We start from the raw sequence: 26,158 nt of genomic DNA on the forward strand, positions 1-26,158 counted from the left end.
ACACCGCCCTTCGGATTGAAGCACGCTGGTTCACCAATGTGCTGATGAACCCCTCGTCCTCTGCGATGATCCGGTCACTCTTTATCAACAAAGAGGCGCTGGAAAAGGGCGCGGTCCGCCCAGAGGTAGAGGACCAAAAGGTTCGCAAAATAGGCGTGATCGGTGCCGGCATGATGGGGGCCGGCATCGCGCTAGTGTCTGCGCAGGCTGGCATCGACGTCGTGCTGATTGATGCTGCCCAAGACGCCGCCGACCGTGGCAAGGCCTACAGCGAAGCCTACCTCGACAAGGGCATGAAGCGCGGCAAAGTCACGGCTGAGAAAAAGGCCTCCGTGCTGGCTCAAATCACCGCGACAACGGATTACACCGCACTTGCAGGCTGCGATCTAGTGGTCGAAGCCGTGTTTGAGGACCCAACCGTCAAGGCCGAGGTCACCGCCAAGGTCGAGGCCGCAGTTGGGCCCGATTGCATCTTTGCAACCAACACCTCAACTCTGCCGATCAGTCAGTTGGCCAAGGCCAGCGGCGCGCCCGAACAGTTTATCGGCATCCACTTTTTCTCTCCTGTAGAAAAGATGCTGTTGGTGGAGATCATCAAAGGCAAAGCCACGGGCGACCGCGCCGTAGCCAAAGCGCTCGACTATGTGCGCCAAATCCGTAAGACCCCGATCGTTGTGAACGATGCACGGTTCTTTTATGCCAACCGCTGCATCATCCCCTACATCAACGAGGGCCTGCGAATGGTCGCCGAGGGCGTCGCCCCTGCCCTGATTGAAAACGCAGCCAAACTGGTTGGCATGCCATTGGGGCCCCTGCAATTGGTAGACGAAACCTCAATTGATTTGGGCGTAAAGATCGCCAAAGCGACCCGGGCCGCGATGGGCGATTCCTATCCCGACGGAGCCGTTGATGAGGTCCTCTTCTGGATGGCAGATGGGGGCCGCTTGGGCCGCAAATCCAACGCGGGCTTCTACAGCTACGACGACAAGGGCAAGCGCGGCGCGCTGTGGGAAGGGCTTGGCCCGAAATTTCCCCTCGCAGAGACACAACCCGATGTGACCGAGGTTCAGCACCGCCTGTTGTTCGCCCAAGTCCTAGAGGCCGTACGCGCACTAGAGGACGGCGTCCTTATGGACATCCGCGAGGGCGATGTCGGCGCGATCCTAGGCTGGGGCTTTGCACCTTGGTCAGGGGGGCCGTTCTCATGGCTTGATATAGTCGGCACGCCTTGGGCCGCAGAAACCTGTGATCGTCTGACCGAAACCTATGGTCCCCGTTTCACAACACCTACCCTGCTGCAAGAAATGGCCAACAAGGGCCAAAGTTTTTACCACCGCTTTGGTGGCGAAAAATCCGCAGCCTAGGCGGCACACGATGATGGCGGGACGCGTGACTGCGCTCCGCCACACTCATTTATTCGAGGGCACGACCTGCGGGTTGGCCCCAGCATCAGATGCGGTTTGGCTGCGCAGCGCGATAATCACGCCCCCCCCCGCGATCATCGCAATCCCGATCAGCCCGACCCAGCCCAATACCTCGCCCCAAACAAGCCACCCGAACAGAGCCGAAAACCCTAAAAGAGCGTATTCAAACACGCCCACATAAGACGCCTCGGCCAACTGGTAGGCCCGCGTCAGGAACATCACCGCGACCAGCGATCCTGCTGCCTGCACCCACAACCAGAACCACACCTCAGCCGTGGGCCAGACCCAGCCGCGCCTCACAAAGCCATCCGCGCCCGCCGGGGCCTCGGGACCGACAAAGCCCACGATGATCACACCTGCCAAGCCCCACAGCCACATCGCGGTAAACCCCGCGAGCGTCATCTCTAGGCTGCCTTCCTCGGGGCACCATTCCCGCGTAGAAATCATCGCGATCGCATAGAATGCCCCCGCCAGAACCGGCACAAAGGTCAGCGGCCCCATAGTCGCGGGATCGGGCGATAGTACGGCCAAAATACCCACAAATCCCAACCCAACGGCCAGCACCCGCCAAACCCCAATGCGCAGGCCGAAAAACACCACGGAAAAGATCAGAACCCAGATAGGCGACGTGAACAGCCCCGCTGCCGCCTGCGCCACCGGCATAAACGCCAAGGCCCCAAAATAGATCATCATCGCGGAGGACAAAAACACCGACCGAAATATCATTCCGCGCCATGAAACCACCCGCAATGGTGTGCCCTGCCAAAGGACATAAGCCAATGCCAGCCCCCACATCATCACTGACCGGATCAGGTGAAATGTCCACAAGCTGCTGTCGGCTGCAATCACGCGCAGAAATTGGTCGATCACGGAAATAATCGCCATCCCGGTCAAGATTGCACCTGCCGCTGCGAGGGGTCTGTTTTGCATGAAGGCTCTTTCCATTTGCGCGTCTCACGATCACTATGGCCAGCGAATAACCAGACGCAAGGGAGGGCGCACTATGGGCTGGATGAAAGACGAAACAGGTCTTGAGAAATGCGGCGCAAATCATGTGGCTTTGACGCCCTTGTCGCACCTGAACCGAGCCGCTCAGATCTGGCCCGAGCGGGAGGCCATTGTGTATGGCAACATCTCCCGCACCTATGCCGAATATCATGCTCGTGTGAGCCGTTTGGCCTCGGCCCTGACGTGCGCAGGTGTTGAGCCTGGCGATGTGGTTGCCACACTGCTGCCCAACCTGCCCGCACAGGCCGAAGCGCATTTTGGTGTGCCCGCCTGCGGCGCCGTGTTGAACACGATCAACACCCGGCTAGAGGTCGACACCGTCGCCTATATCTTTGACCACGGTGAAGCCAAGGTCGTTCTGGTGGACCCGCAATTTTTGCCCGTGGCCGCCGCCGCATGCGAACAAATGGAGGGCACACCCCCGCGCTTGATCGAGGTTGCTGATGACGTGGCCGGTGTGCACGCAAGCGGTTTGCACACGACCTACGAAGACTTCCTGCAAACCGGTGATCCGGATGCGCCATGGCTGATGCCCAGCGATGAGTGGGAGAGCATCGCGCTCAACTACACCTCGGGCACGACGGGGCGGCCCAAGGGCGTCGTCTATCACCACCGAGGCGCTTATCTCATGACGATGGGCACCGTGATCTCGTGGCGAATGACCCTGCACCCAAGATTTTTGGCGATCGTGCCGCTGTTTCACTGCAACGGCTGGTGCCACACGTGGATGATGCCTGTTCTGGGCGGCACCGTACATTGCTGCCGCGACATCACCGCCGAGGCGATCTATGATGCCATCGCCAGCGGCGTGACCCATTTTGGCGGCGCGCCCATCGTGTTGAACATGATCGTCAATGCCCCAGAGGCCGCGCGCAAAGCCTTTGACCACACCGTTGAGGTCTTTACCGCTGGCGCGCCACCTGCCCCGGCGACCCTATCGGCGATCGGCAAGTTGGGCTTCAACATCACGCAGGTCTATGGCCTGACCGAAACCTATGGTCACGTCACCGAATGCCTGTGGAAAGACGATTGGAGCGCCCTGCCCGCCGACGAACAAGCCGCAATCAAAGCCCGTCAGGGCGTGATCTTTCCGATGATGGAAGACCTCGTGGTGCTGGACGCCGAGGGCCAAACAATCGCACAGGACGCCACCGCGCAGGGTGAGATTGCCATTCGCGGCAATTCGGTGATGAAAGGCTACCTCAAGAACCCAGACGCCACACAAGAAGCATTTAAGGGCGGCTATTTTCACACTGGCGATATCGCGATCCAACATCCTGACGGCTACGTCCAAATCGCGGATCGGGCGAAGGACATCATCATCTCGGGGGGCGAAAACATCTCATCAGTTGAGGTAGAAGGCGCCTTGATGGGGCACCCAGCAGTGATGCTGTGCGCTGTGGTGGCCAAGCCCGACGACAAATGGGGCGAAGTGCCCTGCGCCTTTGTCGAACTCAAGGATGGCGTCACCGCAACCGAGGCCGAGATTATCGCCTTCGCCCGTGAGCGACTGGCCGGCTACAAGTCACCCAAGGCCGTGATTTTTGGCGAATTGCCCAAAACCTCCACGGGGAAAATTCAAAAGTTTGATCTGCGTCAACGCTTGCGCCAATCGGCGTAACCTTGGCCCCGCATCAGCCCCGACGGCAGGGTCAGCGGCGCACCGCCGCATGGACCCTGTCGCGGCACCAAACAGCGCGTCGTGATCTTGCCGCGGCCCCCAGATACCCTTACCCTGCGGGTGACAAAACAGGGGCCACCGCGCAGTGACCGCACTTAAGGACATCGCAAAAATCGAAACCACGGGCCTGTGGCGCGCCGATGAGGACGCCCAGAGGATCGAGGTTTTTGTGTCCGTGGGGGACGGCAGCCTAATCATTTCCGACATCTCCAATACGGCGCTGTCCCACTGGGCCCTGGCCGCCGTGCGCAGGCGAAACCCCGGCAAGCGGCCCGCGATTTATGCCCCCGGCCGCGACACCCCCGAAGAGCTAGAGATCGAAGACGCGACAATGATCGAGGCGATTGAGCGCATCCGTACGGCTATTGATCGCACCCGCCCTCATCCCGGTCGTCTCCGTGTGCTCAGCCTTGTGGCGATCACCATCACACTGCTGGCATTGGCGCTGTTTTGGGTACCAAAGGCTCTGCGTGATCATACACTTTCTGTTCTGCCCGGCCCACAGCAAGTGGCGATCGGGCAAAACATGTTGTCGCGCATCACCACCCTAACGGGTCCGGCCTGCGCCGATCCCCAAGGTCTTGAGGCGCTGGACGTGCTGAACGCTCGTGTTCTTCCCCAAACTGGCACCCGAATTGTCGTCCTGCCCAACATGCCGAAACCCACTATGCACTTACCCGGCGGGCACATCATTGTGTCAGCGGATCTGTTGGATCCCAGCTCTGCGTCAGAGACGGTTGCGGGCCATATCCTGACCGCCTTCCTGCGCACAAACCTGCACGACACACTGCGCGAATATCTCACCTTCGCAGGCTTTCGTGAAACGTTTCGGATGCTCACCAGCGGTGAGACAAACCCCGAAACACTGCGCCGCTATGTTGACCTGAAACTCACGCGGCCAGCGATGGAGGTGGATGATATCCGCATGCTAGACGCCTTTTCTGCGCGGACACTGCCAGTGACGCCCTATGCACGCAGCCTGCCCAGCGATGACCCGCAAGCCACACGCCTAATCGCAGCCGATCCATTCGCCACCGAACCCGCGCCGGAGGTGTTATCGGACACAGATTGGTTAACGCTGGCCAATATTTGCCAGTGATCGTTAATCTTGGCCGATGAGCCGCTGAGGCACGCTCTCGGTCCATGTCCGACGCATTTGCCCCGCACCGTCCGCGGTGCCCACGCCGCGAAACACGTTCAAACGCCCGTCGGTCCACGCTTCCTTGTAACCCTGTGGAACAGCGATACGCTGGGTGTCACGGCTCAACCGCTTAACGGTTTCGGTTGATCCGGCAATCACCGTTCCCTGCCGCTGCGCATCAGATGAAAAGCTGTACGTCGCATCGCTGGCCACGACTATTGTCACCGGGACCCTGCTGCGGCGCAGATCTTTGCCGTTCAGCCCGTCTGCCCCATGGGTGCTATTGCGGGTTTGCGGTGGGATTTGAATCGCCATGAGGTGTCCTCCTACACCATTCTCAGCCCCTTCATCACAGCCAATGCCATGCCCAAGCCGTAGCGCAGTCGCCCGGCATGCGGCGCGGGTCGCGGGCCGTATGCCACCATCTTGGGGGCTGATACCCCGCGCACTGGACGTACTCCGCGCCCCTGACCGGGGGGCAGACATCAAAGCGGCCTCTCCCACGGACACAAGCGGCCTGTCCGCCGCCGATGAATTTTCAGCCAATGCCACCGCACTAATAAACCCATTCGTCGGTTCAATAATCGTCGGGGTATATCCGCACAGCGGTTCGTTCGACCGCGTAAGGCGCGGCATCCAGGCGGCTACGTCGCCCTGACCCGCCCGCACAAACACGCATCCAGCACTGTCGACGTATTGACGGCCGTTGAAATCATTGGCCGGCACTTCAGCCGGCGTGGTCGCAGCTATGGAAACGTTGCTTTGTGCACTTGCACCAACCGCGCCCGAGGCGACGACCGAACAGGCCAACAATAGAGGGAATGCACGCATAAGGCGGGCCCTTTTTGTGGTTAATTGGCATAGCTTTAATCAACCACGATGATGCAGCAGGACAGCCTCGCAAGTAAAGCGCTTTGGCCTATTTGGTGCCAAACATGCGATCACCCGCATCCCCTAGGCCGGGCACAATATATCCATGTTCGTTGAGTTTTTCGTCCACAGATGCTGTGGTGATCGGCACATCTGGGTGCGCCTCTTGCATGCGCGCCACGCCCTCGGGTGCCGCCAAAAGACACAAAAACCGAACGTCCCGCGCGCCTGCTTGCTTGAGCAGATCAATCGCCGCGACTAAACTGTTGCCCGTAGCCAGCATCGGATCAACAGCGATCACCACTCGGTCCTCAAGCGATTGAGGTACCTTGAAATAATACTGCACCGGCTCAAGCGTTTCTTCATCCCGGTAAAGACCAACAAACCCAACTCGTGCCGAGGGGATCAGTTCAAGAACCCCATCCAACAGCCCGTTCCCGGCCCGCAGGATCGACACCAACGCCAGCTTTTTGCCCGCCAAAACCGGCGCATCCATGACCTGCATTGGGGTCGTGATCGTCCTTGGTTCGGTGGGCAAATCACGGGTGATTTCATAAGCCAGAAGTTGGCTGATCTCTCTCAGGAGTTGGCGAAAAACCGCCGTGGGCGTGGTCTGGTCACGCATCAACGTAAGTTTGTGTTGCACCAACGGGTGATCAACAATGGTGAGCGGTGCGGTCATGGGGTGTTCTCCAATGCGTTGAGCAAGCGGGACTTTGTTTCGGGGTCACAAAACGCGGCTTCGGCGGCCACGCGCGCCTGCGCCATCAATCCGTCAACACCCCATCCAAAAGAGCGGTCGAGGGCTTCATATTCTGCGGTCATTGTCGTGTGAAAAAACGGTGGGTCATCGGTTGATACCGTGACCTTTACACCTCGTTCTCTTAACTTTTCAATAGGATGCGCGTCGAAGTTACGGTAAATTCCCAAGGCGATGTTTGACCCCGGACATACCTCCAACACAACGCCAGCCTCCGCCAGATCCTCGCACAAACGTGGATCTTCGACAGCGCGCACCCCGTGCCCGATCCGCGCCAAACCGAGGTCTTGCCACGCCGCCCGAATGGTATCAGGCGCGCCCCATTCTCCAGCGTGGCTGGTCAACGCCAATTGCGCCTCGCGCGCGCAATCAAACGCCCATGCGTAATCCCGTGCGGTACCAATACTTTCGTCTCCGCCCATCCCGAACCCTGTTATGAAACTGCCTGCGGTCTCAGCGGCGCAGCGGGCCACAGCTTTGGCGCGATCAGGGCCGAAATGACGGATGCAGGTCACGATCCCACGCATCTCAATTCCGCACGCGGTCTGCGCCTCTAACGCGGCTTCCTGTATCGCGGCAAGGTAATCGCGCCACGCGGACACATCACCACCGCCGCAAAAATCGGGGCTTATAAAGGCTTCTGTATAGATCACCCCGTGGGACGCGCTTTGCTCTAACACCTCACGCGTGAGGCGCGCGTAGTGCTCAGGAGAGCGCAGGACCGAAGTCGCCGCTTCATAGGTGCGCAAAAACCCCGAAAAGTCGTCATAGGCATAGTGGCCCGCCTCATCAAACACCCCGTCGAGAGAAACTTTTTGCTCCGACGCGAGCCCACGAATAAACCCGGCAGGGGCTGCACCTTCAAGATGAAGATGTAGTTCTATCTTTTTCAATTCTTTCATAAAAAGCTCCGACCCGGACCATTAGAGTGTACCCGCAGATGGCCCGCAATACTGGCCGCAACATCCGCAAATGCCCGCAGCCCAATCGCGCCCCCACCAAGCCCCACAATAGGCACCCGTTCGCGCGTGTGATCATTGCCGCGCCACGTTGGGTCATTGCCATGATCCGCCGTGATGATCAGCAGATCATCCGTACGCAGGTTCCGAAAAACGCGCGGTAGCTGGCTGTCGAACCATTCCAGCGCACGGGCATATCCCGACACATCGCGCCGGTGGCCATACAGGCTGTCAAACTCCACAAAATTGGCAAATGTCAGGCTGCCATCGGGGGCGGTTTTACTGGCCTCAATCAAGTGCTCCATCAGGTCCGCATCAGCCCCTTTGTGGCTTTGGGTGATCCCGCGCCCTGAAAAGATATCCGAAATCTTACCAATCCCAATCACCTCACGTCCCGCTTCAGACACCCAATCACACAGCATCGGTGCGGGTGCTTCTATCGCGAAATCCTTGCGGTTTTGGGTGCGTGTATAGCCCTGATCGGCGTCGCCCACATAGGGGCGCGCAATCACACGACCAACTCGTATTACATGAAGATGTGGCGCTAAATCACGACAAAGGTTATACAATCGTTCAAGGCCAAATATCTCTTCGTGGGCGGCGATCTGAAAAACACTGTCCACAGAGGTGTAGCAGATCGGCCAGCCGGTGCGGGCATGTGCTTCGGCCTCTTGCTCAATGATCAGTGTGCCGGACGCGTGCCGGTTGCCCAAGATGCCGTCCGTTCCCGCCAACGCGCAAACCTTGGCCACCAGATCAGCCTCAAAGCACGGATTGGTGTCCGGAAAATAGTGCCAATCCCACGGGACCGGCAGGCCCGCGAGCTCCCAGTGTCCGGAAGGGGTATCCTTACCGCGCGACACCTCGGTCGCGGCGCCCCACAGGCCCCCAGGCTTTGCGTCTAACCCCGGCGTCGCGGCACCAGAGGCCAATCGGATCGCCGCCCCCAACCCCAAGGCATCCAAATGTGGCAGGGACAGTGGCCCGCTGCGGCCATCCTCCGCGCGGCCCGCAGCGCAGGCTTGGGCGATATGGGCCAGCGTGTTGGCACCTTCATCCCCAAACTCAGCCGCATCAGGCGCGCCGCCGCAGCCAACGGAATCGAGCACCACAAGAAAGGCACGGGCCTGCGTGTTCATCCCATACGCTCCCCTATCAGGGGTGGCGGTGTGACGGCCCTGTCGCTGAAACTAAGCGCGCTATAGACCTTGGCCGCAGCGGCCTCTGCGCCAGCAGCATCGTCAGCATGAATACGAACCAACGGTTGATCCGCTGAAATCGTATCCCCAATCGACACCAAATCCGCCAGACCCACCGCCGGGTTCACCAAGTCCGTTTCGACCCGGCGCCCACCACCCAAATCCAACACCACATCCCCCAAAGCGCGCGTATCAATCGCAGCAATGACACCGGGCGCCTCAGCCCTCAACTCCACCACAACAGGTGCAGCAGGCAGCCGGTCGCGCCAATGCTCCGGAAAGTCCGCAGGCCCACCCTGTGCAGCGACCATCTGGCCAAACCGCTCAGCTGCGTCACCATTATCCAGCACACGGGCGATCCGGCCCGCACCATCTTGCGCATCGACAGCCATACCCCCAAGGGCCAGCGCCTCGCCGCCCAAAACCTCGACCAAAGTGCGCAAGCGCGGTGCTGCTTCCGCTCCTCCGGTCAGCAACTTCATCACCTCGATCACCTCTAACGCGTTACCCGCCGCAGGGACCGCAGGTTGGCTCATGTCGGTCATCAGGGCCGTCGTCATACAGCCCGCACCTTGAGCCGTTTCCACCAACGCTTGCGCGAGCCGTCGGGCTGCCTCCACATCGGGCAGGATTGCACCCGAGCCGGTTTTCACATCCAAGACGAGAGCTTCCACACCCTCAGCCAACTTTTTGGACAGAATAGAGGCGCAGATCAGATCAAGGCTATCGACCGTCCCGGTTACGTCACGCACCGCATAGAGCCGCGCATCCGCAGGGGCCAAGCGCGCGTTGGCCGCAACAATCGCGCAACCGATCTCATCGACTTGGGCCTGCAACCGTTCGACCGACAGCTGCGTGGTCAGGCCCGGAATGGCCTCTAACTTATCAAGAGTACCCCCGGTGTGCCCAAGCCCCCGCCCCGACACCATCGGAACATAGGCCCCGCAAGCCGCAAGTGCAGGCGCCAACGCAAGGCTGACCGGATCGCCCACGCCCCCAGTGCTGTGCTTATCCAACACCGGGCCCGGCAGGTCCCAGCGCAGCGTTTCCCCGCTTTGAACCATGGCCGTTGTTAGATGGACGCGCCCCTCAGCCCCAAGGCCACGCGTGCACACGCCCATGGCAAAGGCCCCAGCCTGCGCATCCGTCACCGTGCCTTCGGCCAAACCGTTGGCGAACCAATAGATTTCAGCTTCATAGAGCGGCGCACCGCCCCGTAATTTTTGCAAGATATGTGCGGCGTCCATGGGCCTAGACCCGCGCCATGTGGCCCGCATCAAAGGCCCCAGGCAACAGATCACCCACCCGCGTCGTGCGCGTTTCGCCAGCCACGGTGGCCAAGGTAACCATAACGTCTGAGGCGGCGAATTCCGCCAGCTTTTGCCGGCAGCCGCCACAGGGTGGAACAGGATCAGGACTATCGGCCACGACATACACCTCGGCCACGTCACGTGCGCCGCTTGCGACCATCGCGGCCAAGGCCCCCGCTTCGGCACAGGTGCCCTCCGGGTAGGCGACATTCTCGACGTTACATCCCACAAAGATCGCCCCATCAGCGGTCCGCAACGCCGCGCCAACCTTAAAATTGGAATACGGCGCGTGGGCGTTTTCACGCACCGCAAGAGCAGCCGCACGCAGGTCCGTCGGGGGGGAAGTCAGGTCTGTCATGGGGTCTCCTAGACGGGGTTGCGACCAGTGTCGCGCCACAGCCTCAGGAGTGCAAGAGCCAAGCGGCGCTAGACCCCACCAGAACCCGCACGCTGTGTGGGTGCCGACGGCCGCGCCCCTCGCTTGGCCCACGCCTCGCGCTTGCGGTACAACGTAGAGGGCGACACATCCAGCACGCGCGCAGCACGGGGCACCGAGCCTTGCTGTTGGCGAATGGTTTCCTCAATGATCACCTCTTCTACCTCCGCAAGCGAACGGCCCAGAAGGCTTTCAAATGGCGTTGAGGATTGGTTGGCATGTGCCCGGGTCGTCATCTCCATGGGCAGCATATCCATCGTGATCAACGGACCTTCGTGCAGCAACACCGTGCTTTTGATCAGATTGATCAGCTGGCGCACGTTGCCGGGCCATTCATAGGTTCGGAAAAAGTCGGCCACATCAGGTTCCAACCCGACAAAGCCGCCCTCGCCACGCGTTTCGAACCGCCGCAACGTGGCATTGGCAATCGCGACAACATCCTCACCACGCTCGGATAGTGCAGGCACTCGGACCGGGGCCACATAAAGGCGATGGAACAGATCTTCGCGCAGATGTCCCTCGCGGACTTCGGCAAAGGGATCGCGGGTCGTCGCGGTGATCAGTTGGACCTTGGCGGGACTGTCGGGCGTCGCATCCAACCGGTGCAAACGCTCCATCAAGGCGGCCTGCGCTTGGTCGCTCAGCGTGCAAGGTTCCGCGATATAGGCCGTGCCGCCCATGGCCGCGGTGATCACATCTGGGGTCTCCGCCGTCCCGGTCATGGCAGCCAATTGTGCATCTGGGCACATTACGGAGGCAATCAACTTGATAAACGGCGCCGCCTCCGGCGTATCATGGGCCAGTTCATGGATCGCCTTGGCACTGGCCAATCGGCCCGACCCGGTGGGACCGCGCAGAAAAATCGGCACGCCAGATCGGCTGACGGCGCGGACTTGGCGGTAGAGTTCGTGCATCACCGGTGCAAACCCCGTGAACCCCGGCAAAGGAGCCGCGCGCATCGGATCGCTTTGCGGCGAGGTCGGCTTTGCCCCCGCAGCGCCTACGGGAACAGGCTTAAGTTGCCCCGCCTCGTGAACAAGGATGGCCTTGTGCACCGCGCGCTGTAAATGCGCATCTGAAACCGGCTTGGGCAAAAACTCGGACGCACCGAACCGCATCGCATCCACTGCTGTTTGGATGGTGCTTTGCGCCGTCAAAACCACAAACGGAACCTGCGACGCCAACGCCTGACAGTCCTGCATCAACTCCAGCCCATCACGGTCCGGCAACAGCAAATCCAGCACCACTGCCGAAGGGATCGCCCGGGAATAGTGATCTAATGCCTCTGCGGCGGTGCGCGCGTGGGTTACGATAAACCCATCATCACTTAGGACCTGAGCGTAGTATGCAGCTTGGGTCCGATTGTCCTCAACAAGAAGGATCGTTTGCGTCATAATTAATCCTCTTGAGGCGGAACGACGGCCAGTGCAGCGCGCAGCCTATCCAGCGCATCCAGTAATTCTGGCGTGTCGCGGGTCACTTTATCTGCGTTACCCTGCCGCGCAGCCGTATTCAACGCCTGCGCGGATTTGTGGACCTTGCTTGCGCCGACAGCGGAGCTAAGCGAGATCAAGATGTGGGTATGGTTTCTAGTTTCCGCCAAATCACCGGATGCCTGCGCTGCGCGCATGCCGCGCGACACCATGGCCAGATCGGCTTGCAAGCGATCCATCAACTCCGGCGCGCCGTCTTGACCGGCAATACGCAGCAGGTTGTTCAGGGTTTCACGATCATAGGGCACCGCTTCCTGACCTGCCTCTGCACCTTTGGCAGAGACAACCGGGGCACTGGCATGCGCGGCCATGTAATGCAGCAACGCGTGGCCAAAGCTTTCGACAGACACCAACGGCTTGGCCAATAATCCATCCGCGCCGGCCGCATAAATCGCGTCGCGATTGCTGCGCAAAACATACGTCGTCATCGCAACCAGCGGCATACTAGGATAAATCCCCGATTGCTGCCGCTTGCGCGCTGTACGCAGCACATCAAGACCACCCAGTCTCGGCATTTCGATATCAATCAGCGCAAGGTCAAACCGCCCCCGGTTCATCCAATCAAGCGCCTCTACCCCGTCAGAGGCCAGTTCACACTCAGCCCCCATCGTCACCAACATCTGACTCACCAGTAGTTGGCTTGTATTATTGTCCTCAGCTACCAAAATGCGATACGCGCTTAAATCCGGCAAATCCCCACCCTTATCACTCGCGACGCGCCATGCCTGAAAAGGCACATCCAGCACGGCGAATGCGCCGCCGCTGGATCGACTGATGAAAGACAACTTCGCGCCCAGCCTGCCGATATTTTGCTTGGATATGTGCAGCCCCAAGCCGCTGCCCGCAGCATCATCGTCGCACAGTGGCGTATTTAGCCCAAAAAGCCGCGACAGACCGGTGTCAGAAAAGCCCGGGCCCTCATCGGTGATGGAAAATCTCAGCACCTCTGACTCAACCAGTGTGACGCTCACGCGAATATTGCTCTCGCCCGCGTATTTCACCGCATTGCCAATCAGGTTGGCCAAAACACGTTCTAGCGCGAGGCGGTCTAGCTGGATCACCTCGGGCACGACGGGTGCCACATCCAGTGCAAACGTCACACCCTGAAGGTTGGCCCGCGCTGTACAAGACTTCGCCAGATCACGCAGAAACCGCCGCAGATTTAGGTTAGACGCCAGAGGCTTTCGCTGTCGCCCAGCCGAGGCAACCGTCAAAGCCTCCTCGATCAGACGCGCCAAAACCTCCGAGGACGCATGGATCCCGCCGACTTGCGACCTTAGCGCCAGGTCCAGATCCTGTGCCTCAAGTAGTCGCAGCCCACCAATTACATCGGACACAGCAGAACGGATATCATCGCCGAGCAGTTCTACTTCACTCTCCAACGCCTCGGAGCCGTTAGTTTCGGAAAGTTCTGAGCCTGTCTCAGGCAGGTAGGACACAAGATATTCCTTTTGCCGTTTTCCGGCAGTAGGGGGAAGCTTTTAAACCTCTGGTTGAGCGATACTCCCTGCTTTTATCCCAATGATAGAAAATTTCAAGAAATTTCGCCAAATCGGGTCAATTTCCAGCGGTTCAAGTTGATGACAGATTGGGATTTTATTGGCACACATCGGGCCCAGCTCAGGCGGGCCCGATGAAATGCCGATCCGCTATGCGGACGGATAGCCCAGCGTTTTCAACGCCTCAGTGATCTCATCCAAGATGGCGGGATCATCAATTGTGGCTGGCATCTTATAGTCTTTGCCGTCCGCGATGCTGACCATCGTGCCGCGCAAAATCTTGCCAGAGCGGGTCTTGGGTAACCGATCCACAACAACCGCAAGTTTAAACGCCGCGACCGGGCCGATCTTTTCACGCACGCGGGCGACGCATTCCTTCACCACATCTGCGGGGGCTTTGCTGGCCCCGTTATTGAGGCACAAAAACCCCATGGGCAACTGGCCTTTCAGCGTGTCGCTGACACCAATAACCGCGCATTCGGCGACATCCGCGTGGCCTGCCAGAACCTCTTCCATCGCGCCGGTCGACAGGCGGTGGCCTGCGACGTTGATCACGTCATCGGTGCGCGCCATGATATAAAGATAGCCGTCCTCATCGATCATGCCCGCATCACCGGTTTCATAGTAACCGGGGAAAGTATCCAGATAGCTTTTGCGATACCGCGCCTCGGCGTTCCAAAGCCCCGGCAACGTGCCCGGGGGCAGCGGCAGCTTGATCGCAATCGCGCCCAATGTGTTGGGGGCTACTGCGTGGCCCGCATCATCCAACACCTGCACATCATAGCCCGGCATCGGCACCGCAGGTGAGCCAAGCTTGATCGGCAATTGCTCTAACCCCACGGGATTAGCCGCGATCGCATAGCCCGTTTCGGTTTGCCACCAGTGATCGATCACCGGCACGCCAAGCTGTGTTTGCGCCCATTCAATCGTGTCCGGGTCCGCGCGTTCGCCTGCCAAATATACGTTCTTCAGCCCGCTCAGATCGTATTTCTTGACGAACTCGCCGGTCGGGTCTTCGCGTTTGACTGCGCGCAAGGCCGTGGGCGCCGTGAAGAAGCTTTTCACTTTATGCTCAGACATGACCCGCCAGAACGTGCCTGCATCAGGTGTGCCGACTGGCTTGCCCTCAAACACGATGGTCGTGTTGCCATGGATCAGCGGCGCGTAGCAGATATAGCTGTGGCCCACGACCCAACCCACGTCCGACGCGGCCCAAAACACATCGCCCGGATCGACGTCATAGATGTTCTTCATCGTCCAGTTCAGCGCGACCAGATGCCCGGCTGTGGGGCGCACGACGCCCTTGGGCTGGCCCGTTGTACCCGAGGTATACAGGATATAGGCCGGGTGCGTGCCCTCAACGGGCAGACAGTCCGCAGGCTCAACACCGTATTGGAACCCATGCCAATTGTAATCCCGCCCAGGGATCAGCTCGGCAACTTCCTGCTCGCGCTGGAAAACAACACAAAATTCGGGCTTGTGTGTGGCCAGTTCAATCGCGCCATCCAGCAGGGGTTTGTAATGCACCACCCGCCCCGGCTCGATCCCGCAGGAGGCCGCGATGATCGCCTTTGGCGTCGCGTCGTCAATCCGAACGGCCAACTCGTTGGCGGCAAATCCACCAAACACGACCGAGTGCACGGCACCGATCCGGGCACAGGCCAACATAGCCTCCAACGCCTCTGGGATCATCGGCATGTAGATGATGACGCGATCACCCTTTTCCACGCCTTTTGCGCGCAAGGCCCCGGCCAAAGTGGCCACGCGATTGCGCAGCTCAACATATGAAATCTCACGCTTGGTGCTGGTGACAGGGCTGTCATAGATAATTGCCGTCTGCTCACCACGGCCCGCCTCAACGTGGCGGTCCACGGCGTTCCAGCAGGTGTTCACCATCGCATCCGGGAACCATTCGTACAAAGGCGCCGCACTCGCATCGAGAGCTTTGGTCGGCGCGCGATCCCAATCAATCGCCTTGGATTGCTCCATCCACCAGCCCTCTGGATCGGATTTCCAAGCCTCATAAACAGATGCGTATGACATAGACGTCTCTCCTCTTCCCGTCGCAGCGTTTCTACGGGTGAGTGGGGAGGCGGCGCAAGGCGACCTGCCTGCGGCGGATTGCGCTAACGGCCAGCCGTAAGACGCGGGGTGCTTAATCCGCGTTGCGCTGGAACGTCAGATAGTGCGGTGTGCGACCTTCGCGCAGGGCCTTTTGCTCATACCGGGTAGAAATCCAATCGCCCCACGGCTGCCGCCAATCGCTGGGCCCTTCGGCCATCCAGGTAAACCCATGGCGTGGCACCTGCTCCAGCGTTTGGCGCACGTAATCTTCGATATCCGTGGCCACCCGAAAAATCGCACCGGGTTTGAGCACACGGGCCAGTGGGGCCAAATGTTCGGGCGTCACGAACCGCCGACGGTGGTGGCGCGCTTTGGGCCACGGATCGGGGTACAGCAGGAACGCACGATCAATCGACGCCTCTGGCAGCACATCAAACAAGTCCCGCGCATCACCCGGATGCACGGCCAAATTCTCAACGCCCGCTTTGCGGATCTTGCCCAACAGCATGGCGACGCCGTTGATATAAGGCTCGGCCCCGATGATCCCGATATCGGGGTTCTGCGCGGCTTGGTGAACCATATGCTCGCCCCCGCCAAAACCGATCTCTAGCCAAACGGGTTTACCGTCAAACCGCGCACCCAGATCAAGCGGGGCGCGCGTCGGGTTCACATCCCAACCCACAGGCCCCGGCGACAACGCGTCGAGGTCCTCTTGCAAATATGCCTCTTGGCTCTGCTTCAGGGTCTTACCCTTGCGGCGGCCATAGAAGTTGCGATGAGGGCGGCCAGCATCAGCATCGGCCGCAGCGGGAAGGTGTGATTTATCGTCGTCCATGGCGCGGGGGATGCAAGACCCCCCGCCCGCCGTCAAGACCCTTAGGCCGATTTGAGGCCCGTATCACTGCGATGAGCCGTGCGATTGTGCAGTTTGGCGATGATCCCGCTTGCGGTTTTCTCAAACAACCACGGAAAAATTGCATGTACCATCGCGGCCATCGCCGCAAGCGCCAGCCACCCCGCAAAGCGGAACGCAAAGCTGCTGTGTTCAAGATAGGTTTCATTCACGGACTGGGGGTGAGCGGTGAAAAGGCGTGTGATCATCGGAGGCTCCTGTTGTATCAGCGCCAATCTAACCTTCCCTAGCGGTAAAATTGTCCCAAACATCACGCACGGATTGCTATCTTTGGGATGATATCCCAATATTACCAAATGATAGATACACTTGATGCAACCGATCACCGTATTCTCGCCGCTTTGCAACGTGATTGCGCCGCCCCACTGGATGCTGTGTCCGAAACCGTAGGTCTGTCGCGCAACGCCTGCTGGCGCCGCATCAAACGCCTAGAGGACGCTGGCGTCATCCGCGCCCGCGTGGCGCTATTGGATCCTGCGCAGCTTGGCCTTGGACTGATGGTGCTGATGGCTGTGCGCACCCGGCAGCACACTGCCGATTGGGCCGCCCGTTTTGCCCGCGCGCTCGAAACGTTGCCAGAGGTCACCGCCGCATGGCGCACCAGCGGTGAAGTTGACTACATGCTTCAGGCGCGGGTCCGTGACATGCCCGCCTATGACGCGCTGTATAAGCGGCTGATCGCACAAATAGAATTAGAGGACGTCTCAGCCAGCTTTGTCATGGAAGAGTTGAAATCCACCACGGCGCTGCCGCTTTAGTCGCGCAGCACGCCTGCGGCCTGCAACTCTGCCCGGCGGGGGTAATGCAGCCCATCACGCCCTTTCCAAAGCAGATCGATCGCAAAGCCTGGGTCCATCCCACGCTCTTGCTGATAGCTCAGCACGTCGTGCGTCTCGATTTGGGTATCGACGTAAATCCAAGCGGCAAAGTCAAAGGGGTCCTGCCAGCCATCCGCGTCCTTGCGCCGCTCGTAAAAGGACATGATCGCCGCCTTGGACCATTTCCAATTGTGAAACCCAAGCCGCGCGCCGCGTTCCATGCGCCGCCCCCTGCCTGCCAAAAACATCAGCGTACAGGCGCTGGCGCAATCATCGACCACCTCAGTATCGAGGTCAAAATCAATAATAATGTCCGCCAAACGGAACCCAGCCCAAACACTGCCCCCATAGCTATAAAGCCGCAAGGTCGTGATATCCGCGTCCTCCACCAGATAGCGGCGCAGGATGGCGATATCCTCTTCCTCTATCTCGGCGTCTGGGTCGCCGGGGATGGTTTCGGTGTCATAAAGCAACACGCCCCCATCTAAACGGACAAATTTGTCCTCCGGATCACCGGCCTGCGCTGTGGCGGGCATAAGCCCCAACCACAACGCACACGCGATGCTCCATCCCCGGCGCCGCATCCTCAGACGGCCTTTTTCAGAGCGTCCACAAGGTCGGTCTTTTCCCAGCTAAAGCCGCCGTCAGCCTCGGGCGCGCGGCCAAAGTGACCATAGGCCGCCGTGCGCGCAAAGATCGGACGGTTCAGTGAAAGATGGTTGCGGATGCCCGTGGGCGTCAGATCCATCGCCTGGGCGACGGCCCGCTCAATCGCGGCCTCATCCACTTGGCCCGTGCCGTGGGTGTCGGCATAAATCGACAGTGGCTTGGCCACACCAATCGCATAGCTCAGCTGAATGGTGCACCGCTCCGCCAAACCTGACGCCACAACGTTTTTCGCCAAATAACGCGCCGCATAAGCCGCCGAGCGATCCACCTTGGTTGGGTCTTTGCCTGAAAACGCGCCGCCGCCGTGCGGGGCCGCACCGCCGTAGGTATCGACGATGATCTTGCGCCCAGTCAGGCCCGCGTCGCCATCAGGTCCACCGATCACGAACTTGCCCGTGGGGTTTACCCACCATTCAGTGTCGCCGGAAATCCAGCCATCAGGCAGGACATCGCGGATATAGGGTTCCACCACGGCGCGAACATCGCCGCTGGTCATGCTTTCGTCCAAATGTTGGGTCGACAGCACGATGGACGACACGCCCACAGGTTTTCCGTCACGGTACACAACTGTCAGCTGCGATTTTGCATCGGGACCAAGCGTCGGCTCAGTGCCGTCTTTGCGGACCTCAGCAAGGCGGCGCAGGATCGCGTGGGCGTATTGGATCGGCGCGGGCATCAACTCGGGCGTTTCGTTCACAGCATAGCCGAACATGATACCCTGATCGCCAGCGCCCTCATCCCCCTGCTCACCCGTGACGCCTTGAGCGATATGGGCGGATTGCTCGTGCAGCAGGTTCAGAACGTTACAGGTGCGCCAGTGGAATTTCTCCTGCTCGTACCCGATGTTCTTGATACAATCACGGGCGATGCCGTCGATCTTACCCATGTATTCGGTCAGTTTGTCCGGGTCGGTCAGGCCAACTTCGCCCCCTACCACAACTTGATTGGTCGTCGCGAATGTCTCGACGGCCACGCGCGCCAGCGGGTCCTCTGCCAAAAAGGCATCAAGGACGGCATCCGAAATCCGGTCACAGACTTTATCCGGGTGGCCCTCAGAGACGGACTCCGAGGTAAAGGAATAGTTTTGTCTTTGCATAGGGGGTGTGCTCCGTTGGGTTACGCCGTCACGCCAGGAAGCCGTTGTGACGGGTAGGTACAGGGCTACGCCTGCATAGACCCGGGATCAACCAACAATACGCCGCCTGCGGCCATAAAACGCCGCCAGTCCCATCAAAGCCACGGCCCACGCCGGCCCATCGCCTGTGTGCACATAGATCGTTGGGGGCAACGCGGCCGGCAACGCGGCATCCAAAAAGCCCGCCGTGTTCAGGGGCAGCGCGTCCGTGACCCGGCCCCGCGCGTCGATCACCGCCGATATGCCGGTGTTGGCGGCCCGCACCACGGGCACGCCCTGCTCTGCGGCGCGCAACTGCGTCAGCGCAAGATGCTGGCGCGGCCCCGCAAAATCCCCGAACCACGCATCATTGGTCATATGTGCCATCAACCGGGGCCGTTCGACCGCGCGGATATAGCCGGGGAAAATCGCCTCATAACAGATCATGATGAACACCGGCCCAATGCCCGGCACGTCAATCGTGGCGGGGCCTTCTCCGGCCTGATAGCCACCCGCCAGACGTTCGGCCAAGCCGCCCACACCGATCAGATCAAAAAGCGGCGCGACCAAGGGCAGGTATTCACCAAAGGGCACCAGATGGTGTTTTTCGTAGGTAGCAGTGACCTCTGCGTCCTGTAGCAAGACCGCCATGTTTCGCGGCCGACCGTCCAAACCGTACGCCTGCGCACCCACCAACACCGGGGTCGCACCGGCTGCATCCGCGATGTCAAATCGCGCCGCCGCTGACCGGTTGAGCAGCTCGGGCAGCGACGTTTCGGGCCAGATCACGACCGTAGGGGCCGCGCCCGCAGGGGCCGCCTGTGTCGCCGTCAACGCGCGATCAAAGAAGATGGGCATGAATTCTGGCACCCACTTTTGGTGCTGCTGCGCATTGGGCTGCACAAGACGCAGGGTTGCGGCCTCTGGCGCAGGGGGCGGTGCGGCAGGCATCACCGCGCCAAGGGCCAGCACGCTCGCCCAAAGCCCCGGCCCCCAAAGCCGCAAGCGCGGGATGTTTAGAGCCCCTGCCCCCAGCAAAACCACCAACGTCAGACCCAGCGGCCCAACCACCGCCGCACTAGGCAGGCCCGGTGATGCTATCAGGATATGCCCCGGCTGCGCCCATGGAAATCCGGTCAGGACAAGGCCGCGCAACGCCTCTGCCACCGCCAAGGTCAGCGCCACGCAAAGCGGCATCCACCGCGACCCGGCCCCTAGCCACATGGCCAAAGCCCCAGCCGCCCCCCAGAACAGCGCCAGCCCTCCGGCCAGAAAGATCAACCCAAAGGGCGCCATCCAGCCCGTCGCTGCGGCATCCACTAAAAACGGCTCAACGATCCAATGCAAAGCGGTGGCGAAATGCGCAGCCCCAAAAAGCCAAGCCCGCACAAACCCCGCTCGCGGCGTCGCGGCCCGCGCAACCGCCCAAACCCCTAGCCCATAACCAAGCAACCCCACCGGCCAAAGCCCCCAAGGCGCTTGACCAAGGGCCGCCAAAACGCCCGCCAAGGCACACAAAACAAGCCCCATGCGCGGCGTCAGCTGAGAGGGAATGCGGATCATAGGGTGTGAAAAATCGAGGCCGCACTCATTCTGCGGCGGCGGCCTCGGGCAGACGTTGGGTTGTGTTGCCCGGCAATCGCACCCGCAAGCGTTTGATCCGGCGCGGATCGGCATCCACAACCTCGAACTGCACACCAGAGGAATGGGGCACGACCTCACCGCGCGCGGGCACGTGACCCGTCAGCAAGAACACCAAACCACCCAATGTGTCGATCTCATCATCGGCTTCATGCTCAAGGCTCAGCCCGATGACCTCTTCGAAGTCCTCAAGCGGCGTACGCGCAAGGGCAACAAAGCAGCCGGGCTTTTCCTCCCGCCACAACTTGTCTTCCTCTTGGTCATGCTCATCCTCGATCTCACCGATGACCTGTTCGATCAGATCCTCAATCGTGACCAGCCCGTCCACGCCACCATATTCGTCGATCACCAACGCCATATGCCGCCGCTCGCTTTGCATCTTTTGCAGCAGCACCGAAATCGGCATCGAAGGTGGCACATAGATCAGCGGGCGCACCATGCCCGGCAGATCGAAATCGCCCCCATCGCCGGTGAACCCAAACCGCAGCGCAAGGTCCTTCATGTGCACCATGCCCACCGGCTGATCGAGCGTGCCATCGTACACGGGCAACCGCGTCAGGCCGCTGGATCGGAACAGAGCCACCAATTCGCCAAGCGGCGTGTCACAGGGCACCGAGACGATCTCGGCGCGCGGGATCATCACATCGTCGACCCGCAGGCGACGCAGTGCGGCCAGACCCGCAGCAGACAAGGGGGTGGAGGATGGGTCGGTGGGGCGCAGCTCAGGCACTTCAGCCCGTTTGGCGCCGAACACGCGGCTAAAAAATCCAGGCCGGGCACCAATATACCCCTCACTCGGGGCGGGCTCGGCGGGCGGTGTCTCGTCGTGAGTGCGCGCATGCGCAGCACTAGACGAAGGGTCGACAGATGGGTCCATGGCTCCTTTCCACATAGCGGACGCGTTACGCGCCACTCTCCTGATATGGGTCAGGCACCCCTAGCGTGTCCAGTATTTCTACCTCTAAACGCTCCATCAATTGCGCATCTGCATCATTTTCGTGATCAAAACCCAACAGATGGAGGATTCCGTGCACCAAAAGATGGGTTACATGCGCGTCAAACGGCTTTGACTGGGCCTGCGCCTCAGCCGCGCAGGTATCATAGGCGATGGCAATATCGCCCCATTCGACCTCATGGGGGGCGGTCGGCAAGCGCGGCATCGCGCCGGGCGTTTCGGCCCCACGCTCCTCAGACGGCCACGACAACACGTTGGTCGGCGTGGGTTTGCCCCGGAATTCAGCGTTGAGCGTGGCAATGCGGGCATCATCACAGCCCAAAACGCTCACATCGCCCTCAGCCAAATCCAAATGGCGTAGCACAGCCAAAAGGGCCGCATGCGCGCGGCCCTCAAGGTCAATCCAACGGTCGTCTTCCAGTGAGACGTCGATGCAGGCCTCTGCCTGCGCCTCAGCTTGGTGGGGCATCTTTGTCGTAAGCCTCAATGATCTTGGCGACGAGCGGATGGCGCACAACGTCTTTGGCGGTAAAGTAATTGAACGAGATCCCTGGCACATTGTCCAAAATCCGCTCCGCATCGCGCAGACCACTGGTCACCCCACGGGGCAAATCGACCTGACTGCGGTCGCCGGTGATGGCCATGCGCGACCCGCGACCAAGCCGCGTCAGAAACATCTTCATCTGCATGGTCGTGGCGTTCTGCGCTTCATCCAAGACAACATACGCATTGGCCAAGGTCCGCCCTCGCATAAACGCCAAGGGCGCAATCTCGATCCGCTTTTCCTCGAGCAGCTTGGCCAGTTGCTTGGCTGGCAGAAAATCATTCAGCGCATCGTACAGCGGCTGCATGTAGGGATCGACCTTGTCCTTCATATCACCGGGCAAATAGCCCAGCTTTTCACCGGCTTCCACGGCGGGGCGGCTCAGGATGATCTTATCAACTTCACCGCTGACAAACTTGTTCACCGCAACGGCCACCGCAATATAGGTTTTGCCCGTACCCGCAGGCCCGATGCCAAAGGTCAGCTCATTGTCCAACAGCGCTTGGGTATAGCCCTTTTGGGCATCAGTGCGTGGCTCAACCGTCTTTTTGCGCGTGCGGATTTCCAATGCGCCGGGGGCAAACATTTCGATCTGATCAGGGGGCGTCGTGGGCTGCGTATTCATCCGGATCAATGCGTCGATATCCGCCGCCTCCGCCGTTTTGCCCGCCTCAAGGCGCGCATAGGCCCCTTCCAGCACGCCCGCAGCTTCTGCGGCGGCCTCTCCGTTGATCACAAGCCGGTTCCCTTGATGGGCGATATCCACCCCAAGATGGCTCTCGATTTGCGTGAGATTACTGTTGAAAGGACCACACAGGTCAATCAACAAACGGTTGTCGGGAAAATCCAACGCGGCAGTTGTTGCGGTGCTGGGTTGTGGCGGGTCAATCAGTGTCAAACAAAGCTCCTAGCGTCTAATACAAAGGTGAGGGACACGCGCAGCGGTGTCCAGTGAAGAAGCGCACATTGAGAGGATTTCCCGGCCCAAACGCGCAGAATAAAGCGCGCCCGGGTGCACGCTTGGCAAACTAGAGTGGGGACGGTGAAAATCATCACCGCCCAAAGAAAAACCGCCCGCAGCGGAGATCGCTGCAGGCGGTGATATGGTCAGCAGGTGTGTCATGCTCAGATGAGGGCCCCATTCTGGGCTCGGGCGGCGGGGCGGCACATACGCCCGTCCTGAGCGGCTGGCATCTGTGGGGCCGGCATCGGACAATAAGAGGTGCGATAAACATCCTGCATCAAATTTCTGAATGCGCCTTTCGTGTTGGGTAAACCCGTCGGGTCAGCGTCAGTCTTGCCTATGACTGTAGCAAATATATGACGCTTGTGAAGTCACAAACACTAGATGTGCTACCGCGCCCGGATTAGGCGCGTACAGGCTCCGCGCGCGCTGACGCCCAATAGCGGCTCACGCGCAGCACGTGCGGCGTCCGCTTTGAACCCCCTTTTCGCCTATGTTGCGGTCGGGGTGGCAGTGGGTATCAAATCTGCCGCCACACCCTATAAAATGGGACGCCTGCAAATGCCCCCGCAAAGGCTAGAGACAAGCGCGCGCAAAAAGCGGCGCCTCTGTCACAGAACTTTTGACAAATCGTTAAATTTTCAGCCCGAAAGCCCGCCCCAAAGCGGTATTTTTACATACATTTCAATGAATTGTTGCGCGCGCGCAACAAAGAGACAGTCGTACTGACCTAAACCAAAACACCCTTAAGGGAGTTCGTCGCCGCCTCCACAATCCGGACCCGCGCGACCTGCCCCAACAGCTCTTGGGGGGCCTCAACATGGCATGCGTGCAGGTGTTCGGTCTTACCCACCAACTGCCCCTCAAATCGTCCGGTTTTCTCAAACAGAACGCTGGTTTCCCGACCGACCATCGCGACCTGTGCGGCGCGCTGTTGATCCCCCAGCAAAGCCTGCAATCGGGCCAAACGCTCGGTTGCGACATCGTCTGGAATGCCCTCTTTTTCAGCAGCGGGCGTACCGGGGCGGGCCGAATATTTAAAGCTATAGGCCTGTCCGTAGCCGACTCGCTCCACCAGTTTGAGGGTGTCCGCGAACTCTTCCTCCGTCTCACCAGGGAAGCCCACAATGAAGTCCCCGCTTAGCAGCAAATCAGGGCGTGCGGCGCGCAGACGGTCGATGATTTCGATGTATTCCGCCGCCGTATGCTTGCGGTTCATCGCCTTTAGCACCCGGTCCGACCCCGCCTGAACCGGCAAATGCAGATACGGCATCAACTTGGCGCAGGTCGCATGGGCCTCAATCAGGTCATCGGTCATTTCATTGGGGTGCGAGGTCGTAAAGCGGATGCGCTCCAGCCCTTCAATGTCGTTCAGCGCCCAGATCAATTGGGCAAGCGACCACTCACCCCCCTTACCCGCGCCGTGATACGCATTCACGTTCTGGCCCAGCAGCGTGACTTCCTTAACGCCGCGCGCCACCAGCGCCTCGGCCTCCGATAGGATACGCTCCACCGGGCGCGAGACCTCGGCCCCGCGGGTATAGGGCACCACGCAGAACGCACAAAACTTGTCGCAACCTTCTTGCACAGTCAAAAACGCGCTGGGGCGGCCAAGGTTTTTACGCGCCTTGGGCAGGTGCTCAAACTTGTCTTCCTCGGGGAAATCGGTGTCCAACGCCGGTTCACCCGCATCCACTTTTTTCATCATTTCGGGCAGGCGGTGATAGGTTTGTGGCCCCACAACCAGATCGACCATAGGCTGGCGCGCCATGATCTCGGCCCCTTCGGCCTGTGCCACACAGCCCGCCACACCGATCTTAAGGTCAGGGTTCTTGGTGCGCAGCGGCTTATACCGACCCAGCTCAGAATACACCTTTTCGGCGGCTTTCTCCCGGATGTGACACGTGTTGAGCAGGATCATATCCGCATCCTCGGGCGTGCCCGTCTCAACATAGCCTTCCGCCCCAAGCGCCTCGGCCATGCGTTCGCTGTCATAGACGTTCATCTGGCAGCCATAGGTCTTGATGTAGAGCTTTTTGGGATCAGCCATTGTACGCACTCCGGGGGTAGGATCAGCGGCTCACCTAGCACTCCGTCGGCGACCGTTCAACCATTGCGCCGTTGCCACCACGCGACTGGCTGTAAAAAGGGCGCGACCTGAATGACCGCGCCCCACATCTAGGTCAATTGACCGGTCTGCCTTCGCCTTGTCGCGGCTCAGGCCTCAATGCTTTGCGCCTCAAGCGCAGGCCTGCCAGAGGCCTTGCCCGTGCGCGCAATCTCAATCTGACGCGGCTTGAGGGCCTCTGGCACCTCACGCACCAAATCAATGTGCAGCATCCCGTCCTCAGCCTGCGCGCCGGTTACATGGACATGATCAGCCAGTTGGAAGGTTTTCTCAAACGACCGCGTCGCGATCCCGCGGTGCAGATAGGTCCGCTGGGCCCCGTCCTTGGCCTTGGCCGCAGAGACCACAAGCGCGTTTTGCTGGACTTCGACCGACAATTCACATTCGGAGAAACCCGCCACAGCCACGGAAATCCGATAGCCGTCTTCGGCGGTTTTTTCGATGTTATAGGGGGGATAGCCACCGGTTTGCGCAGGCTCGGCGTCTAGAACACGGTCCAGCAGATCTGCCATACGGTCAAAGCCGACGGTGGCACGGTACAGGGGGGTAAAGTCGTAAGTTCGCATCA

At 60.1% G+C, this 26,158-nt stretch carries 24 protein-coding genes and 1 riboswitch; of the genes, 4 read left to right on the forward strand and 20 right to left on the reverse strand.

All coding sequences use genetic code 11. The features are described from left to right. Positions 1 to 1,364: 3-hydroxyacyl-CoA dehydrogenase (locus AC4GMC_RS04725; RefSeq protein ID WP_487879062.1), on the forward strand; the 1,364-nt coding region annotated here is incomplete at its 5' end. A 45-nt stretch (positions 1,365 to 1,409) separates the two neighbouring features. Here the strand turns inward: AC4GMC_RS04725 and AC4GMC_RS04730 are convergent. Then, complete coding sequence (locus AC4GMC_RS04730; protein ID WP_487878107.1) at positions 1,410 to 2,354, reverse strand: DMT family transporter; 945 nt, start codon at positions 2,352 to 2,354, stop codon at positions 1,410 to 1,412. Positions 2,355 to 2,427: 73 nt separating this feature from the next. Between AC4GMC_RS04730 and AC4GMC_RS04735 the strand changes: the two genes are divergently transcribed. Together AC4GMC_RS04735 and AC4GMC_RS04740 are read left to right on the forward strand one after the other, a co-directional pair. Beyond that, positions 2,428 to 4,053 carry an AMP-binding protein gene (locus tag AC4GMC_RS04735; RefSeq protein ID WP_487878106.1) on the forward strand — a complete coding sequence of 542 codons (1,626 nt, stop codon included), beginning with the start codon at positions 2,428 to 2,430 and terminating at the stop codon, positions 4,051 to 4,053. A gap of 145 nt (positions 4,054 to 4,198) precedes the next feature. Continuing rightward, positions 4,199 to 5,212, forward strand: coding sequence for a hypothetical protein (locus tag AC4GMC_RS04740; protein ID WP_487879063.1), 1,014 nt, complete (start codon positions 4,199 to 4,201; stop codon positions 5,210 to 5,212). Between the two features lie 3 nt (positions 5,213 to 5,215). On the opposite strand, the gene AC4GMC_RS04745 is transcribed toward AC4GMC_RS04740, so the two are convergent. The 11 genes from AC4GMC_RS04745 to AC4GMC_RS04795 form a co-directional block, all read right to left on the reverse strand. After that, positions 5,216 to 6,085 (reverse strand): hypothetical protein, encoded by an 870-nt coding sequence (locus AC4GMC_RS04745; protein WP_487877139.1) that lies wholly within the window; start codon positions 6,083 to 6,085, stop codon positions 5,216 to 5,218. Positions 6,086 to 6,173: 88 nt separating this feature from the next. Then, positions 6,174 to 6,806 carry a uracil phosphoribosyltransferase gene (gene upp, locus AC4GMC_RS04750; RefSeq protein ID WP_487877138.1) on the reverse strand — a complete coding sequence of 211 codons (633 nt, stop codon included), beginning with the start codon at positions 6,804 to 6,806 and terminating at the stop codon, positions 6,174 to 6,176. After that, positions 6,803 to 7,786 (reverse strand): adenosine deaminase, encoded by a 984-nt coding sequence (locus tag AC4GMC_RS04755; RefSeq protein ID WP_487877137.1) that lies wholly within the window; start codon positions 7,784 to 7,786, stop codon positions 6,803 to 6,805. The genes upp and AC4GMC_RS04755 overlap by 4 nt, the downstream gene beginning before the upstream one ends. Then, complete coding sequence (locus AC4GMC_RS04760) at positions 7,783 to 8,982, reverse strand: phosphopentomutase (RefSeq protein WP_487877136.1); 1,200 nt, start codon at positions 8,980 to 8,982, stop codon at positions 7,783 to 7,785. Before AC4GMC_RS04760 ends, AC4GMC_RS04755 begins: the two co-directional genes overlap by 4 nt. Beyond that, positions 8,979 to 10,289 (reverse strand): thymidine phosphorylase, encoded by a 1,311-nt coding sequence (locus tag AC4GMC_RS04765; protein WP_487877135.1) that lies wholly within the window; start codon positions 10,287 to 10,289, stop codon positions 8,979 to 8,981. Before AC4GMC_RS04765 ends, AC4GMC_RS04760 begins: the two co-directional genes overlap by 4 nt. A 4-nt stretch (positions 10,290 to 10,293) precedes the next feature. Beyond that, complete coding sequence (locus tag AC4GMC_RS04770; protein ID WP_487877134.1) at positions 10,294 to 10,710, reverse strand: cytidine deaminase; 417 nt, start codon at positions 10,708 to 10,710, stop codon at positions 10,294 to 10,296. A 68-nt stretch (positions 10,711 to 10,778) separates the two neighbouring features. After that, positions 10,779 to 12,182, reverse strand: a complete 1,404-nt coding sequence (locus tag AC4GMC_RS04775) for a sigma-54-dependent transcriptional regulator (RefSeq protein WP_487877133.1) — start codon at positions 12,180 to 12,182, stop codon at positions 10,779 to 10,781. A 2-nt stretch (positions 12,183 to 12,184) separates the two neighbouring features. Then, positions 12,185 to 13,720, reverse strand: a complete 1,536-nt coding sequence (locus tag AC4GMC_RS04780) for a response regulator (protein WP_487877132.1) — start codon at positions 13,718 to 13,720, stop codon at positions 12,185 to 12,187. Between the two features lie 210 nt (positions 13,721 to 13,930). Then, positions 13,931 to 15,823: a propionate-CoA ligase PrpE gene (prpE, locus tag AC4GMC_RS04785; RefSeq protein WP_487877131.1), complete on the reverse strand. Its 1,893-nt coding sequence runs from the start codon at positions 15,821 to 15,823 to the stop codon at positions 13,931 to 13,933. 112 nt (positions 15,824 to 15,935) lie between these two features. Continuing rightward, positions 15,936 to 16,679, reverse strand: coding sequence for a tRNA (guanosine(46)-N7)-methyltransferase TrmB (gene trmB / locus AC4GMC_RS04790; RefSeq protein WP_487878775.1), 744 nt, complete (start codon positions 16,677 to 16,679; stop codon positions 15,936 to 15,938). Between the two features lie 41 nt (positions 16,680 to 16,720). Further along, positions 16,721 to 16,945, reverse strand: a complete 225-nt coding sequence (locus AC4GMC_RS04795) for a DUF6356 family protein (RefSeq protein WP_487878774.1) — start codon at positions 16,943 to 16,945, stop codon at positions 16,721 to 16,723. Between the two features lie 108 nt (positions 16,946 to 17,053). On the opposite strand from AC4GMC_RS04795, the gene AC4GMC_RS04800 reads away from it, so the two are divergent. Further along, the gene (locus AC4GMC_RS04800; protein WP_487878773.1) at positions 17,054 to 17,515 is read left to right on the forward strand and encodes an Lrp/AsnC family transcriptional regulator; all 462 of its coding nucleotides are present in this window, start codon (positions 17,054 to 17,056) and stop codon (positions 17,513 to 17,515) included. Here the strand turns inward: AC4GMC_RS04800 and AC4GMC_RS04805 are convergent. From AC4GMC_RS04805 to AC4GMC_RS04840, 8 genes are all read right to left on the reverse strand, one after another. Continuing rightward, positions 17,512 to 18,111 carry a COG3904 family protein gene (locus tag AC4GMC_RS04805; RefSeq protein WP_487878772.1) on the reverse strand — a complete coding sequence of 200 codons (600 nt, stop codon included), beginning with the start codon at positions 18,109 to 18,111 and terminating at the stop codon, positions 17,512 to 17,514. The genes AC4GMC_RS04800 and AC4GMC_RS04805 overlap by 4 nt on opposite strands. Positions 18,112 to 18,161: 50 nt before the next feature. Continuing rightward, the gene (gene metK / locus AC4GMC_RS04810; RefSeq protein ID WP_487878604.1) at positions 18,162 to 19,340 is read right to left on the reverse strand and encodes a methionine adenosyltransferase; all 1,179 of its coding nucleotides are present in this window, start codon (positions 19,338 to 19,340) and stop codon (positions 18,162 to 18,164) included. A gap of 8 nt (positions 19,341 to 19,348) precedes the next feature. After that, positions 19,349 to 19,396: riboswitch (SAM-SAH riboswitch) on the reverse strand. Positions 19,397 to 19,427: 31 nt separating this feature from the next. Continuing rightward, positions 19,428 to 20,921 carry an apolipoprotein N-acyltransferase gene (lnt, locus tag AC4GMC_RS04815; protein WP_487878603.1) on the reverse strand — a complete coding sequence of 498 codons (1,494 nt, stop codon included), beginning with the start codon at positions 20,919 to 20,921 and terminating at the stop codon, positions 19,428 to 19,430. 25 nt (positions 20,922 to 20,946) lie between these two features. Further along, entirely contained in the window at positions 20,947 to 21,876 is a 930-nt protein-coding gene (locus tag AC4GMC_RS04820; RefSeq protein WP_487879064.1) for a hemolysin family protein, read from the reverse strand. 25 nt (positions 21,877 to 21,901) lie between these two features. Then, positions 21,902 to 22,423, reverse strand: a complete 522-nt coding sequence (ybeY, locus tag AC4GMC_RS04825; RefSeq protein ID WP_487879065.1) for an rRNA maturation RNase YbeY — start codon at positions 22,421 to 22,423, stop codon at positions 21,902 to 21,904. Beyond that, on the reverse strand, positions 22,407 to 23,396 hold the full coding sequence (locus AC4GMC_RS04830) for a PhoH family protein (RefSeq protein WP_487879066.1): 990 nt from the start codon (positions 23,394 to 23,396) through the stop codon (positions 22,407 to 22,409). The genes ybeY and AC4GMC_RS04830 overlap by 17 nt, the downstream gene beginning before the upstream one ends. A 796-nt stretch (positions 23,397 to 24,192) precedes the next feature. Further along, a complete protein-coding gene (gene miaB / locus AC4GMC_RS04835) occupies positions 24,193 to 25,512 on the reverse strand; it encodes a tRNA (N6-isopentenyl adenosine(37)-C2)-methylthiotransferase MiaB (RefSeq protein ID WP_487878219.1) in 1,320 nt (439 codons plus the stop codon). A gap of 167 nt (positions 25,513 to 25,679) precedes the next feature. Then, positions 25,680 to 26,156 carry an Hsp20 family protein gene (locus AC4GMC_RS04840; protein WP_487878218.1) on the reverse strand — a complete coding sequence of 159 codons (477 nt, stop codon included), beginning with the start codon at positions 26,154 to 26,156 and terminating at the stop codon, positions 25,680 to 25,682. Between the last annotated feature and the right edge of the window lie 2 nt (positions 26,157 to 26,158).

This window comes from Thalassobacter sp. (genome assembly GCF_982993085.1).